General features: G+C 46.4%; 19 protein-coding genes. 14 read left to right on the top strand and 5 right to left on the bottom strand.

Annotation, left to right across the window (positions count from 1 at the left end):
- The coding region (locus NB463_RS09035; protein WP_258515984.1) for a hypothetical protein at positions 1–507 on the top strand (507 nt) is incomplete at its 5' end.
- A 166-nt stretch (positions 508–673) separates the two neighbouring features.
- The gene (locus tag NB463_RS09030) at positions 674–976 is read left to right on the top strand and encodes a hypothetical protein (protein ID WP_133280138.1); all 303 of its coding nucleotides are present in this window, start codon (positions 674–676) and stop codon (positions 974–976) included.
- A 3-nt stretch (positions 977–979) separates the two neighbouring features.
- Here NB463_RS09030 and NB463_RS09025 read toward each other — a convergent pair whose 3' ends face one another.
- A complete protein-coding gene (locus NB463_RS09025; RefSeq protein ID WP_133280139.1) occupies positions 980–1,396 on the bottom strand; it encodes a hypothetical protein in 417 nt (138 codons plus the stop codon).
- The gene (locus NB463_RS09020; protein ID WP_140305231.1) at positions 1,386–2,177 is read right to left on the bottom strand and encodes a hypothetical protein; all 792 of its coding nucleotides are present in this window, start codon (positions 2,175–2,177) and stop codon (positions 1,386–1,388) included. Before NB463_RS09020 ends, NB463_RS09025 begins: the two co-directional genes overlap by 11 nt.
- 405 nt (positions 2,178–2,582) lie before the next feature.
- Between NB463_RS09020 and NB463_RS09015 the strand changes: the two genes are divergently transcribed.
- Positions 2,583–2,810 (top strand): hypothetical protein, encoded by a 228-nt coding sequence (locus NB463_RS09015; RefSeq protein ID WP_373272015.1) that lies wholly within the window; start codon positions 2,583–2,585, stop codon positions 2,808–2,810.
- A 1-nt stretch (position 2,811) separates the two neighbouring features.
- On the opposite strand, the gene NB463_RS09010 is transcribed toward NB463_RS09015, so the two are convergent.
- The 3 genes from NB463_RS09010 to NB463_RS09000 form a co-directional block, all read right to left on the bottom strand.
- Entirely contained in the window at positions 2,812–3,063 is a 252-nt protein-coding gene (locus NB463_RS09010; RefSeq protein WP_079765352.1) for an ogr/Delta-like zinc finger family protein, read from the bottom strand.
- Between the two features lie 78 nt (positions 3,064–3,141).
- Entirely contained in the window at positions 3,142–4,170 is a 1,029-nt protein-coding gene (locus NB463_RS09005) for a phage portal protein (RefSeq protein WP_065870462.1), read from the bottom strand.
- The gene (locus NB463_RS09000; protein WP_258515983.1) at positions 4,167–5,942 is read right to left on the bottom strand and encodes a terminase large subunit domain-containing protein; all 1,776 of its coding nucleotides are present in this window, start codon (positions 5,940–5,942) and stop codon (positions 4,167–4,169) included. The genes NB463_RS09005 and NB463_RS09000 overlap by 4 nt, the downstream gene beginning before the upstream one ends.
- 166 nt (positions 5,943–6,108) lie before the next feature.
- Between NB463_RS09000 and NB463_RS08995 the strand changes: the two genes are divergently transcribed.
- The 11 genes from NB463_RS08995 (at position 6,109) to NB463_RS08945 (ending at position 12,898) form a co-directional block, all read left to right on the top strand.
- On the top strand, positions 6,109–6,966 hold the full coding sequence (locus NB463_RS08995; protein ID WP_258515982.1) for a GPO family capsid scaffolding protein: 858 nt from the start codon (positions 6,109–6,111) through the stop codon (positions 6,964–6,966).
- Positions 6,966–7,970 (top strand): phage major capsid protein, P2 family, encoded by a 1,005-nt coding sequence (locus NB463_RS08990; RefSeq protein ID WP_258515981.1) that lies wholly within the window; start codon positions 6,966–6,968, stop codon positions 7,968–7,970. Before NB463_RS08995 ends, NB463_RS08990 begins: the two co-directional genes overlap by 1 nt.
- Before the next feature lie 10 nt (positions 7,971–7,980).
- The gene (gene gpM / locus NB463_RS08985; RefSeq protein WP_065870466.1) at positions 7,981–8,697 is read left to right on the top strand and encodes a phage terminase small subunit; all 717 of its coding nucleotides are present in this window, start codon (positions 7,981–7,983) and stop codon (positions 8,695–8,697) included.
- Between the two features lie 114 nt (positions 8,698–8,811).
- Positions 8,812–9,231 (top strand): head completion/stabilization protein, encoded by a 420-nt coding sequence (locus tag NB463_RS08980; protein ID WP_065870467.1) that lies wholly within the window; start codon positions 8,812–8,814, stop codon positions 9,229–9,231.
- Positions 9,228–9,719: a phage tail protein gene (locus tag NB463_RS08975; protein WP_258515980.1), complete on the top strand. Its 492-nt coding sequence runs from the start codon at positions 9,228–9,230 to the stop codon at positions 9,717–9,719. The genes NB463_RS08980 and NB463_RS08975 overlap by 4 nt, the downstream gene beginning before the upstream one ends.
- Positions 9,703–10,359, top strand: a complete 657-nt coding sequence (locus NB463_RS08970; RefSeq protein ID WP_086458836.1) for a virion morphogenesis protein — start codon at positions 9,703–9,705, stop codon at positions 10,357–10,359. Before NB463_RS08975 ends, NB463_RS08970 begins: the two co-directional genes overlap by 17 nt.
- 3 nt (positions 10,360–10,362) lie before the next feature.
- Positions 10,363–11,493, top strand: coding sequence for a DUF2586 domain-containing protein (locus NB463_RS08965; RefSeq protein WP_140345058.1), 1,131 nt, complete (start codon positions 10,363–10,365; stop codon positions 11,491–11,493).
- Positions 11,494–11,496: 3 nt separating this feature from the next.
- The gene (locus NB463_RS08960; RefSeq protein ID WP_258515979.1) at positions 11,497–11,946 is read left to right on the top strand and encodes a DUF2597 family protein; all 450 of its coding nucleotides are present in this window, start codon (positions 11,497–11,499) and stop codon (positions 11,944–11,946) included.
- A gap of 12 nt (positions 11,947–11,958) precedes the next feature.
- The gene (locus NB463_RS08955; RefSeq protein ID WP_069515543.1) at positions 11,959–12,177 is read left to right on the top strand and encodes a TraR/DksA C4-type zinc finger protein; all 219 of its coding nucleotides are present in this window, start codon (positions 11,959–11,961) and stop codon (positions 12,175–12,177) included.
- A complete protein-coding gene (locus NB463_RS08950; protein WP_193269381.1) occupies positions 12,174–12,671 on the top strand; it encodes a hypothetical protein in 498 nt (165 codons plus the stop codon). The genes NB463_RS08955 and NB463_RS08950 overlap by 4 nt, the downstream gene beginning before the upstream one ends.
- Positions 12,668–12,898, top strand: a complete 231-nt coding sequence (locus tag NB463_RS08945) for a hypothetical protein (protein WP_025605241.1) — start codon at positions 12,668–12,670, stop codon at positions 12,896–12,898. Before NB463_RS08950 ends, NB463_RS08945 begins: the two co-directional genes overlap by 4 nt.
- Positions 12,899–12,900: the final 2 nt, after the last annotated feature.

Below are 12,900 nucleotides of genomic sequence, written 5' to 3'. Positions count from 1 at the left end.
GCTACCCAGTTGGGGGATTTCGCCTATTTTGAGAGAATCTTATTGCAGGCTGTTGAAAATAAATCTCTGAAAGATATTTGGAAGCCTGCGGAGGTCGAGTTTGAAGATGTATTAACCGATAACTCTGTATTGCCTGATATTAGCTTATGGTTACGAACATATCTTGTTTTATCTCCGAGGGCATATGAAGCTCTAAATAGTTGCTTATCTGAAAGCGGGGATTTTTTACCTGTCAACTATCAAGATGAACAATGGTATTTATATACATCGCTGACTTTTGGAAAAGAAGATAGACAAAAGTGTGTAGAGAGGATCTCATATGGAAGCCCTGATGGGTTAGAGGTTCTTGCATTCATTGATGATGATGTGAAAGATAAAGTGATCTTTAAATCAAGATTAGAAGGGGCTAGCAACTTATATTGTACAGAGAGGCTCAAGGCTATGTGTGAACAAAACCAGCTTAATGGGCTCGTATTCTCTTCTAATCTGACAGATCCATTTAGTTAACGAATGACTTGATTTTAAACAGCCCTTCCGCAAAGAAAGCAGAGCGAGAGCTCTGCTTATATTTAATATTAGAAACCTAGGGTTTAATTCTCGGAGTTCTGTCAATAATTGTAAGGAGTATCACGAGGTACCGGTAAGCGATCAGCTAACCAGAATTTTAGCCCCTGTGAATAGTCGGGCGAATAATCCGCCGAATATTGATGAACCGGCACTGGCAGCACTGTTAAAAGGCAGCAGTTTACGCATTGATAATGAGACTAGTATCCAAATCCGCGCAGCGGAGATCTATGAGTACCGCAACGCTCGTCCAGCTCAGCTGGTTGAAGTTACCCGCACACCTGCAGAAAACAATAGCTGGATGAATTTTGAAGATTGGGACCAGGCATTAGTCCAACCAGAACAGCAAGAGTATCAACAACCAGACCCGTTATTCTTCCCAGAGATGGAAGATGATTGGCCGTTGATGTGATACTTAAGGATTAGTTCCAGTAGATGTTGAGTTATCTTGTACGAGTAGGTCACATCGCTGGAGACATCTTTCAGCGGTACTAATAGAATCTTGCGCACTTTCTAGATCAGGAGCATCAGAAAGTTCATAATCAGCTACTTGTCTTCGATCTCGTTCTTGTTTCAGCATATAAGCGAGCCCTTTTAAAGAGTTAAAGGGAAGGCTTTCATCATTTGCTGCATCTGTTTGAAGATAGTGTATTAGTGAACCGTGATAGCCTTTATTGGGATACAATATTTGTTCGTGATCCAGAATAGATAGCACTTTATGGTACATACCGTAGTAACAGCGACTTATGCATGAGCGTATATTAATTTCGTTTTGCTCTAACGCCATAAGTTCCTTGGCTTGCTCAAAAAAGTCTTCTGCTTTAACCGGCATATGCTTCTCTCATTTTGATCATTGTTCCTCGCACTGACTCAAATCTAGCGACTAAAGGTAACGTATCCAAATTGGCTTCAATGATTTTTTCACCTAAATCCCAGTTTAAATCCGCAGTTAGAACCTCTTGAGATTCAATCTCAACAAAATAAACAAGACTGATGTAATCCCCCTCATGCGAAATAGACATGCGGCATTTATTAAGAATTAGGTGTGGATTCTGCTCGACTATTTGCGCTGCAAACTCACTTACGCTACCAAAGGTTTCTAGTGGAATCTGAAGTGTATTATGACCATGGTCCATGATTTCTTTCATACATAATAACCTGTTATACATACCTTCGTACGCCTCAATGAAATTACATTTCTTAAGAACGTCGAATAGAGTCGAACAGATATGATAATTTGGTAAGCAATCGACGATTAACTCGTAGGCATAAATCAAGCCTGATTGCTCCACATTATCAACAGTATCTAACGCTAAACTCAGCAGTGTTTTAGGAAAACCATTAATAGCTAAGGTCGTAAGGGAGTTGTTGAATGTTGCTGGGTGTTCAAAAACCTCCAAGCACTCTAAGCAGAGAGATTTGGCTTTTTCTTTATCGCCAGATGCAGTGTAGATTAAAGCAAGAATAGAAAGAGATTGCTCATACGAGGGCAATTCTTTTGCTGCTTTTACAAAACGAGCTTTTGCCATTTCGTTCAATGGGGTGTCAGTAGTAATGTATTCTAATACATCAGCCAACAAGCCGTTCGCTTTGGTCTCTGCTGCAATATGCAAATTTAGCCACCTAGTACATTGAAATATATAAGGTCAGAGAAACTGACAAGATGAATGGATTTATCTTGTCGTGTTTTTAACCGATTTGAGTGCGCCAATACTACTAGAGCCTATTAACATGAGCAACAAGTACGATGTCAAATTATGCCCTATGTCGACAATACTCAGCCGTTATCAGCTACTATCGAACTCTTAAGCGTCTAGCAAGTATAGACTATTCTCGAGTTAGTCAATCAGTCACGAAATTTTAGATTTGCGTCCATATATTAGGTAGTTGCAGCCTGCTCAGATTGTCCCAGACATGGCTAAACAAAATTCGTAATGAGTGAATCATGCCCAAAAATCACTGTAGAATCCTGTATGTATATACAGTATATTTCAATGGTAATTAGTAAGGGTGTTGATATGTCGAATGAAAATCAAAACGATATCATGTTGTCTGCTTTAGAAATCGTCATTGATGGTGTAGCAAATAGTGAGGCGACAGAGCGAACTCGAGCGGCAGGTGCATATATAGCAGGCTTAATACTGGCGGATGCGAAAGGGCAGTTGGACTCCAAAAAACAAAAAGCCATCTTGAGTATTATCGAGATGGCTTGCGAAACGGAGAGTACTGCTTTTATGTCGAAGTAATTTATAACATAGATAGTTGGTGTTTGAGCTGTTGCCGTGCCTCTGGCGGCAACGCCTTACACAAGTTGAATGCCAGTTGGCTTGTCGTTTTTGCCGATGGGCTCAACGTATGGCTATAAGACAAATTCATCACAAATGTATGTCCACATTCTGGGTCACTGCAACTGCAATACAAATCTGAATGACTGTTGGTTAAGCGGTTGGATTTTTGGATACGGCTTTTGCTTCCACACTCCGGGCACAACACTCTCATATAAAACACCTGGCTTATTGACTGACTTAATAATCATACGTCAAAAGGCTGTGTTTTTATACAGTTTTGGGGGCGAGTTTAGGCCGTATCTCCATGTATTAAATTGAAGTTAAGGCGCAAGTGCTTAGGTACCTCGGGGTCTGAATTCACCTCATCCATAATCAGCTCACACACAGGGATGATCTCATCCTTGGCGTATTCACTGCCTATCTTCGTTGGGTCACCTAAACTGGTGGTACCCTGTGGAATAATGCCTGCTTTACCGACTGGGAAGCGGTGGCCGACGAGAATGTCCTGTGCGGTAATATTTTTGATGCGCTCAAATTCATCTTTAGTGGCGATATCACCAACCGGAATCAGTTGAATCCCTTTCTCTTTGCCGTTCGGAATATTCACAAACATACTGCGGAAGTTACCCACACCCTTAGAGCTGGCGATCTTCTGCTTCAACATTTCTTCATCTTCTTCACTAAGGTTTGGGTCGGTGGCGTAGAAGATAAAGCCCATGTGTGCGCCGTTCTTATAGTAGCGACGGCGGAACAAAGTCGCGTCTTTATTCAACAAGCTGCTTTGAATGCTACCAAGATAATCCGCCAAACCGTAGATTTGTTGCTGCGGATCGTACTGAGGCAAGAAAATAACATCTTCCTTTTTATATTCGCGTTGCTGGTTGTCGCGTTCTAAAATGACGAAATTGCCGTTTTTGCGCCTGCGAAGGTACATGCCAGGTAATGGATGCAAGCGAACCACGCGTTTGAAACCGTCACGGATTTTAAGAAAAGCAGCATCGCCAAAGGTGAAGTAATCACGGCAAAAGGCTTGGATGTGTCTGCGGCGGGTCGCGCCTCCATTTAGGAAGCGTCCGGCTACGTAGTTTGCCCGAGCAATCAACAATGAGCCATGATAGGCGTTGGCACGAGCAATATCTGCTAAACCACTGCGTGAAATAGGAGGCTCCCAATAGTCGTCACCATCGTTGTAAAACAAATCTGAATAGGTGGTCATCCAACTGTTTGAGTCGATGGACTCTGGTGAGGAGTCGATGTGATAGACCGACTCTGGCGCGTGTTCTTCTTGTTTGACTAAAGTGTTCATTTGCTCGGTCATGCTGCAGTGGCCCAGGTTGATTTAGTTGGTGTTAAGTGATCTAACGGCTCGTTGATGATGGCGTGAGAGATTGCCCAGAATGCATCGGCGTGTCCGGTCGTTTCACTGCGTTCTGCTTTAAAGGTCATGGCGTTACCGCTGGCCGTTGGCACGCGCTTTATCGCCATAAACGCCATGGCAATGTCTTTGTGCTGCGCATCGAACTGCAGGCGTTTGGCTTCTACGACGTCAATCATCTTCATTACTAAGCGGTTCTTATTTTCGTTGCTGTAGTGGATGGCGTGAGCTTCACGTGGGTATTTCTTCGAAATTAAGTCCCAAACACCGCCGCCAATACCCGTGGTGTCGACGCCGATGTACGTTACTTTGTAGCGCTGAAAGACTTTGTCTATTTCCGCAACGTGATATTGGAAGTTCAGGCCTTTCCAATAGTGCTTTTCTAATACACGGAAACGTTCACCCGCTACGACAGGCGGAGCGATAACCACCAAACAGGCATTGTCTCGGGTGCGGCTTGGGTCATAACCCAACCAAACTTCTCGAGTGGCAAAAGGGCGTTTGCTATTTGGTTTGAAGTCTTGCCAGTGAGCGGCATCCACCATGCCTTTTTCAAGGTCAGAGAATTTAAAGACAGACAATGAACCATCGACAAATACGCACATGAATAGGTTTTTGAAGTCATCATCGCTGTATTCTTCGCGTAGTTCGTCAATGTCGAATAGGTCACAACCACCATTCGCGGCATCTTCAATGGTGACTACATAACGCCACTGTTTGTCTGGGCAAAGTCGGCCATCGTCTCGGAATTCATCAAAAGTCGGGAATTCGATATGGGCGCGTGAGTCTTTGCCTCTGCGCCACTGGTCACCAGTCCAGAACGGGTAAGCCTGGTGCATTTTAGAAGATGGTGTTGAGAAGTAAGTTTTTCGCCACTTCTTATGTGTTGCCATTGCCGAAGCCAGTTTGTTCAGCTCGTCGAACTTAGGTATCCAGAAGTATTCATCGACATAAACGTGGCCGTGATAACTCTGCGCGGTTTTGCTGTTCGTGGACAAAAAGCGCAGTTCGGCACCATTGGAAAGAATAATAGGGTTGCCGGTTAACTCAATGTCTAAGAACTCTTTACCAATCGCAATGATGTAGCTGCGGAAAACTTCAGCCTGTGCGCGTGATGCAGAGAGAAAGATTTGGTTATCACCAGTCAGAATCGCATCTTCTAAGGCTTCACCACTGAAATAGTAAGTAGCACCAATTTGGCGAGACTTGAGAATATTACGAATACGCTGTTTGATGTTGTTACGCATCGTGTGCTGGTATTCGAACAGGGATTCGTGCCAGCCTTTAAAGTCATCTTCTGTTAGGTGCTCAATGCTGTTCTTCTTACGGCTCCTTTTACGGTTGCCGTTACTGCTGCTTTGCTTTGATGAGTCACTATCACTCTTTGGTGAGCTGCCTTGCGAAAGGTGTCGCTCTGCTTTGGCTTTTGCATCAGCGTGAGCTTTTAACAGCTTAACGTGGTGATCGATTAGCTTGTCCATTTCCTTGAGCTGCTGATCGGTTTTCTCATCCTTATCTATCAGCACCGCCAAACGGCGATTAATCATTTCCTCAACAGAAAGTTCATTAAGCAACAAAGCCCAACCGAATTTCTCCGCCCAGGTATAAAGGATGCGCTCACTATTAAGGTTAAGTTGCGCTGCAATTTCTTTCGGAGGAACACCGCGTAAATAAAGCTTTTTCGCGGCTTCTCTTATTTCATCTGAATATGCCATAGCTGCATCATACGCGCCGAAAACTTGCAGATGACCTAGATAGATTCCTGAAAATTCTAGTTTTGGCAAAATCCGAATTGGTAGGAATTGAAGTGGCTGAAAGCCGTTATTCAAAGGCGTATTGTTTGCTCACACCGATATGTGAATGACAAGTTTGAGTACCAAAATGCCAAAGATTAGTGACTGGAAAATCATTGCTACTGAGGGGCCAACCGTAGACGGGCGCAAAATTACCCGTGATTGGATTGAGCAAATGGCGGCAAGCTATGACCCAAAAGAGTACACCGCGCTAATCTGGCCAGAGCACCGTCGATTTTATGGTTACGGTGATAACTGGGGCAAAGTTATTGAGCTCAAAGCGGAGGAAGAAAGCGGCAAAATGCGTCTGTTCGCGAAGTTAGAGCCGAACGACTTCATGCTCGAAGCCAACCGAAAAAAGCAAAAGCTATTCACATCCATCGAACCAAATCCTGATTACAAGGGCGAAGGACGTTGCTATTTAATGGGCCTAGCTGCGACTGACTCCCCAGCCTCCACGGGTACTTCGCTCCTTCAATTTTCTCGTCAATCTGGCGAAACCACCGAGATGAAAGCAAGCCATTTAGAAGAGGTGGACTTCTCCGATTGCTTTACACGCAAAGACCGATTTTTTGCGGCATTCAATGAATTTTTCTCTTCTGGCGATGAAGGGCCAGAAACTCCATCAAAAGTAGAGGACACCGACGTGACCGAAGAGCAACTTAAAGCAGCACTGCAAGAGCAGTTTTCTGCATTCAAAGGCGAGTTCAAGCAAGAACTGAAAGAAGAGTTCAACTTGCAAGACGAACCAGAAACGCCAGAGCCAGAAGAGAAGGAAACAAGCGTTGAGCTGTTCTCTGCCACTCTGGACGAAAAACTAAAACCGTTAATCGAGAAAGTGAACGGTCTCGAAAACCAATTCGCTGAACTTTCAAAAGAAGTTCCGGGTCAAGAACCAGATGGTTCTGGTGCTGACGATAAATTCTCAGCTAAGGAGATGTTTTAATGCTGAACGCAATTTCAACTCAATACCTGCAAGAGTTCTCTTCAACAATGTTGACAAGTGCAGGCGCGTCAGCAGGTCAAACCATGTTTAACCTTACGCCGCCAATGGAAACTAAGCTGCGTCAGGCAATTATGCAGTCAGATGCCTTCTTGGGCATGATCGCGATGCTGCCTGTACAGCAAATCAAAGGTCAGGTTGTTGATGTTGGTAACGATGGTCTATCAACAGGCCGCGGCAACAATGAGCGCTTTAGCGTAGAAGTAGGCCAAAGTGGTAACACCTACGAGTTGGTTAAAACTGATTCTGGTGCGCACATTCTTTGGGAAACCATGACGCAATGGGCGAACTCAGGCTCTAAAAATGAGTGGTTGAAGATGATGCAAAATGCCATCTCGCGCCGTTTTGCTCTCGATATTCTACGTGTTGGTTTCAACGGTACATCGGCTGCAACGGTAACAGACCCAGTCGCAAATCCACTTGGTCAGGATGTCAACAAAGGTTGGCTGACTATCGCGAAAGAGAAGAAAGCGAGCCAAGTCCTTGCTTCTGCCCAACTTGACTCATCAGGTGCAACCGCGGATTCTTACAAAAACCTAGATTCGTTGGTTCAAGACCTGATCAATACCACGATTGCGCCAGAGCACCGCCAAGACCCTGATCTTGTTGTTCTCGTCGGTTCAAACTTGGTCGCAGCAGAGCAGCACCGTTTACTGGAAGCGGCAAACACGCCTACCGAGCACAAAGCTGCTCAACAACTGGCAAAAACCATTGCAGGTAAGAAAGCCTATCAAGCGCCGTTCTTCCCAGTCGATCAGGTTTGGGTAACCAACACCAAAAACCTGCAAGTACTCACGCAGGAAGGCACGCAGTGGCGTAAGCAAAAGAATGATGAAGACACGCTTCGCTTCAAACAAAACCATATCCGTATGGAAGGTTACGCCATCGGTAACCTGAACAAGTTCGCTGCGATTGAAGCGGTGACCGTTGTTGAGCCTGCTGCTTAAGGAGTAATGCATGGTTAGCCCATTAGCAAAACAGCGTCGAAAGCTCATTGAACAGCAAGCTAACCAGTCTGTACCGGAAGTCATTTCCGGTGCAGATACCGACAGCCTGCACATCAAGCTGATTGAGTTTGAAGAAGACCGCAAGTATTTGCGCTCATTTAACGCCATCGCTGATCGAATTAAGCACAAGCGTGAAGTGCTGGTACCGAAATACAAGCCGTATGTTCAGGCTTATTTAGAAAGTGGCGAAGCGTTCGAAAACCCAATTTTTACCAACATGGTGGTTTGGCTATTCGACATTAAAGAGCTGGATGCCGCGATTGAGTGGTGCATGAAAGCCATTGAGCTAGATTTGCCTACGCCAGAAAACTTCCGCCGTGACTGGCCGACGTTCTGTGCTGACGAAGTGTTGGCATGGGCGGAGAAAGAATCTGAACGTGGTCATTCCATTGAGCCTTACTTCTCCCAGGTGTTCGATAAGGTCGAGAAAGAGTGGCGCTTGCACGAGAAGGTTCACGCTAAGTGGTACAAGTTCGCGGGTTTATACCTGATCCGAAATGAAGAAGGCCAGCCGCAAGCCACAGCTGTTGGCAACGTAGAAACATTAGAAAAAGCATTGGCTCTGCTTCAACACGCGCACGATAAGAACAGCAAAGTGGGGGTGGGTACCCAAATCAAGAAGATTGAAGCCCGTATTCGCGCCATTAACGAAGGCAAGAATCTGTAAAGACTCCTACGCCACCGCGCCTCGGCTGGTGAGGTAAGAGAAGCTAACCGGCTAACTCGATACCGTCGACCCAGTGGCTAGAGGCGCCCTAATTTAACTAATCAAGGGACCGTTATGAGCTTTGGCGGAAATGTTAACAGTGCAGTCGATATCGCCATACCAGGTGAAGGATGGCCGGATTTATCTACGGCTGAATTTCGCAGTTTACGCCGTGTTCCCCATACGTTTGATAACGACTCTTTGAACTACGCGGTGGCCATCGCCGCGCTGAATATTCAAGAACGATTAGAAAGCCTGATCGTAGATGGCGAAAAACCAGTGCTGAGCAGCCCGAAAATCATGCTCTACAAGCGTGCGGTTTATGGTCGGGCTCACGCCGAACTGATGAAAGAGTTTGCGACTCAAGACCGCCGCAAAGAAGGTGAAAGCGTGGCAACGGATGAACCGGAACAAGAGGCACGTTTTCTCGCCCAGAGTAACAAAGATGTGCGTGCGCTCCTTGGCCGCAGTGCAAATGGGATTGACTCGATATGAGCGAAACCACTTACAACAAAACCAAGCTGGAACACCTGACGGATTACATCGTCAGTCACCTGAATTCCAATGTGCTCGATAACAAAATTGATGCCTGGCAGGAAAACGGCTCCATCGTGCCAAACGGTGAAGACCGAGGGAACGGCGGTTATATCGCCTGTCACTGGAAGTACAACGCAGTGATCAGTATTGAAGAATTTCCGCACCGACTTTTGGACCCTCGCTGCTTACTTGCTCTGGTTGCCTGTTGGCTCAGCGATTACGACACCACGCGCAATGAAGATGAGTTAGGCGACCCAGACCTTTCGGTTGATGTGATCAGCAGTGAGGTAGCCGACGTTGCCATTGAATTGGAAATGATGGAGCCGATTGAGCTGATCCCTGACGCTGTGGGAATGATCACTTGGCGAGGGGAAACCTACCGAGTGCAGGCCGTTGAAATCTACACCGCAGAAGAAGCGGAGTTGGTGAATGAAGCCGCAAATTAAGGTCAATGAGCGCGATGTGCTCAACATGCAGGAAAAGCTGACCATGCTGGCTCTGCCACCTAAAAAGCGAGTCTGGATACTGAAAACCCTTGGCCGTTGGGAAACGACCAATACCAGAAAGCGCATTCGTTCCCAAAAAGACGTTAACGGACGCGCTCTGCAACCAAAGAAAGGAAAGAAGAAAGGCAAGGTTTTAAAGCGGATGGCAAAGGGCTTAACGCCTTATGTGAGAAACGCCAACCAGCTTGATTTGACTTGGAGTAATAAGTTAACCGCAAAAATCGCAGCAAGGCACCACCTTGGTCAAAAGCAAAAAATGACCAAGCGCCAAATGCAAAAGCGATGGGGCAAACCGGATTACTCAGCACCTTGTACCAAGGGGCAAGCGAGAAAGCTAAGAGAACTGGGTTACACGGTACCGAGAAAAAGCGGCAAAGGACGAAAGAAAGCCAGCTTACGTGAGTTGATGGTAACCATCACCCACGGACAAGCAGGACAGCTCATTCGAGAACTCTCTAATCAGCCAAATATCACCAGTTGGGATATTCCATTAGCAGAGCGTCAGATTCTCGGTAGTAAAGAACGTGAAGTGAACCGCCAGCTCATCAAGATATTTGAGCAGGCAAAACAGAGGAAATAACCAATGGCAACCGGAAAGGTAGAGGTTAACAATCTCAATTTGGCACAAGGCGGTATCCCTGAGATAGAACGTCACGTGCTTTTCATCGGGCGTACTGACAAGGCCGAACTGCAAGGCAAAGTGACCCGTATTAATAACATGACCAACCTTGACGAAGTTGTTGCCGATGATGCGCTTGGTCTGAACGTGAAAGCCGCCCAGCTTAACGGCAAACAAAACTGGACGGGGGCGATTGTTGGCTTAGATGCAGACGATACCTGGCAAGACGCTGTTGATCTGGCGAACCGGACTGACTCATTCGAAGGCATTGCTATTTGTGACCCAGTCACGGTCAAAACTCAGTTTGATGATATGCAGTCGAAAGCAACCGAGCTGACTAGCAAACTTGGTCGTTGGGTGTTCTTCCTCGCCGCTTGTGCGGGCATTGATTCAACCCCTGATACAGGCCAAACGTGGGCAGAGTACGAAACCGCCATGCTTGACCTGGTGAAAGATGTTTCTGCAAACCTCGTGACGCCCGTTCCTCAGCTTAACGGCAATAACGTGGGTGTACTTGCTGGTCGTCTATGTGATCGAAACGTCACGGTAGCAGACAGTCCGATGCGTGTCGCAACAGGCTCAGTCTTGAGTTTGGGAGACATGCCAACGGACAGCGCAGGGAAAGCATTAGAGATGAGCACCATCGCTACGCTAGCAGACGCACGTTACTCACTGCCGCAATGGTATGCCGATTTAGAAGGGGTGTACTGGTCGGACGCAACCACATTGGAAGCCAAAGGCGGTGATTATCAGTACCTCGAATACGTTCGCCCGGTGCACAAGCTTAACCGCCGTGTGCGTATCAAAGCGATTCGACGTATTGCCGACCGCATTCTTAACTCAACGCCTGCAAGCATTGAGCTGAACCGCACTTACTTCCGCAAAGATATGCGTGATATGTCGAAAACGACAGAAGTTGGTGGCATTACCTTCCCTGGTGAAATCATGCCGCCAGAAGATGGTGACGTTACCATTCAGTGGGTAACCAAAACCAAAGTGTCGATCGGTTTGATGGTTCGCCCTCATAACTGCCCGAAACATATCGTGGTCAACATCGCGCTTGATCTTACTAACCCTGCAGATTTGGAGGCGTAATCCATGAGAATTTCTGGCAAGAACATGCATTTTTCAATGGGTGACTACAAGCTCAAAGCGCAAAAAGTCACTCTATCCATTACGGATAATTCCGCTGTCAATAAAACCTCTGGTGTACCAGATGGTTACGTCGATGGCGATGTAGAAGCAAGCGGTGAGATGGAACTTACCACGCAGCAATTCAACCAGTTGAGCAAGGCAGCAAAACAAGCCGGCTCTTGGCGTGGAATGCCTGATTTTGACGCGCTGTTCTACGGCAAGATTGATAAAGATGAGCTCAAAATTGAAGCCTTCGGATGTCGTATCAAAATCTCTGACTTACTTGATGCCGATTCGAATGGAGGTAGTGCATTAGTTCACAAGCTGCCGTTCGAGGTGACAAGCCCAGACTTTGTCAGCATCAACGGTGTGCCGTACCTGCGTCCGGATGAAACCGAAGACTTGGTTCAATAACAAGGAGGCATGATGGCAGATGTTATCGACCATGCCTGCGGTCTTGAAACCCAATTCACAGAAGTGGCGCTTGCCAACCAACTGGCAAGGGCTAAGCGAATTGAAGAACGGGAAAGCGCACATGAATGCGGCGAATGTGGCGACCCAATCCCAGAAAAACGCCGCCAAAAAGTACCAGGTTGCATCTACTGCACCCAGTGTCAAAGCGAATTGGAACGAATGACCCGATGAATTTAGCAAAGCTCTTTGTTGAGAAAATCATGAAGCCAGTCCTTGACCACTTAGATATGGCATCCGGTGGTAAAGGCACTATGAACACTCAAGCGGCGATTAATCTGATCCTGATGATTATTGCTCATGAGTCCGGAAAGTTTACTTACTCAAAACAAGTGCGTGGGCCTGCACTGGGCTTTACCCAAATGGAACCCGCCACCTTCAACTGGCTTGTCGAGTGGTTAGGTAACAGTCGCCCTCACTTGTTGGATGCGCTGTCGATGTTTGGCCCCGTGGAGAGCTTAGACCCGCGTTACATGGTGATTTCACCCGAGTTCGCAGTGGCAACCGCACGACTCAATTTAATTCGGTTCCCAGAAGCCTTGCCAGAAGCCGATGACCTAGAAGGTTTGGCTCGGTACGCGAAGAAGTACTGGAACACAAGCGCAGGTAAAGCAACCGCAGAAGATTACCTGCAGGCATATCAATCGCTAATCGGAGAAGCAGTATGAATTTCTTAACTGGAATCGTTGGCAAGACATTGTTGGAAGTACTGAAAGGCCTGTTCTTTCAAATTGGTTGGTCAATCATCCTTGAACGTTTCGCCACACGCCTTGTGGTATGGGGCTTGGAAACCTTGAAAGGTCTTAGCACAAACGACGTTCTGCAAGAGACGGTTGACGACATCATCAATGCATTACAAGGCAAACGCTTAAAAGAAGTGCCACAGAAGGAATAGCG

This window comes from Vibrio sp. RM-41-2B (assembly GCF_024744415.1).
In the GTDB taxonomy this organism is placed as follows: Bacteria; Pseudomonadota; Gammaproteobacteria; order Enterobacterales; family Vibrionaceae; genus Vibrio; species Vibrio diabolicus.
Note: the sequence above shows the minus strand (reverse complement) of the source record. Positions and strands in the feature narration are given on the sequence as shown.

Excerpts from the sequence above, each read along its gene's own strand:
- NB463_RS09025 (WP_133280139.1), bottom strand. The coding sequence starts at position 1,396 with ATGCCGGTTAAAGCAGAAGACTTTTTTGAGCAAGCCAAGGAACTTATG.
- NB463_RS09015 (WP_373272015.1), top strand. The coding sequence starts at position 2,583 with ATGTCGAATGAAAATCAAAACGATATCATGTTGTCTGCTTTAGAAATC.
- NB463_RS09010 (WP_079765352.1), bottom strand. The coding sequence starts at position 3,063 with ATGAGAGTGTTGTGCCCGGAGTGTGGAAGCAAAAGCCGTATCCAAAAA.
- NB463_RS09005 (WP_065870462.1), bottom strand. The coding sequence starts at position 4,170 with ATGACCGAGCAAATGAACACTTTAGTCAAACAAGAAGAACACGCGCCA.
- NB463_RS09000 (WP_258515983.1), bottom strand. The coding sequence starts at position 5,942 with ATGGCATATTCAGATGAAATAAGAGAAGCCGCGAAAAAGCTTTATTTA.
- NB463_RS08995 (WP_258515982.1), top strand. The coding sequence starts at position 6,109 with ATGCCAAAGATTAGTGACTGGAAAATCATTGCTACTGAGGGGCCAACC.
- NB463_RS08990 (WP_258515981.1), top strand. The coding sequence starts at position 6,966 with ATGCTGAACGCAATTTCAACTCAATACCTGCAAGAGTTCTCTTCAACA.
- gpM (WP_065870466.1), top strand. The coding sequence starts at position 7,981 with ATGGTTAGCCCATTAGCAAAACAGCGTCGAAAGCTCATTGAACAGCAA.
- NB463_RS08980 (WP_065870467.1), top strand. The coding sequence starts at position 8,812 with ATGAGCTTTGGCGGAAATGTTAACAGTGCAGTCGATATCGCCATACCA.
- NB463_RS08975 (WP_258515980.1), top strand. The coding sequence starts at position 9,228 with ATGAGCGAAACCACTTACAACAAAACCAAGCTGGAACACCTGACGGAT.
- NB463_RS08970 (WP_086458836.1), top strand. The coding sequence starts at position 9,703 with ATGAAGCCGCAAATTAAGGTCAATGAGCGCGATGTGCTCAACATGCAG.
- NB463_RS08965 (WP_140345058.1), top strand. The coding sequence starts at position 10,363 with ATGGCAACCGGAAAGGTAGAGGTTAACAATCTCAATTTGGCACAAGGC.
- NB463_RS08960 (WP_258515979.1), top strand. The coding sequence starts at position 11,497 with ATGAGAATTTCTGGCAAGAACATGCATTTTTCAATGGGTGACTACAAG.
- NB463_RS08955 (WP_069515543.1), top strand. The coding sequence starts at position 11,959 with ATGGCAGATGTTATCGACCATGCCTGCGGTCTTGAAACCCAATTCACA.
- NB463_RS08950 (WP_193269381.1), top strand. The coding sequence starts at position 12,174 with ATGAATTTAGCAAAGCTCTTTGTTGAGAAAATCATGAAGCCAGTCCTT.
- NB463_RS08945 (WP_025605241.1), top strand. The coding sequence starts at position 12,668 with ATGAATTTCTTAACTGGAATCGTTGGCAAGACATTGTTGGAAGTACTG.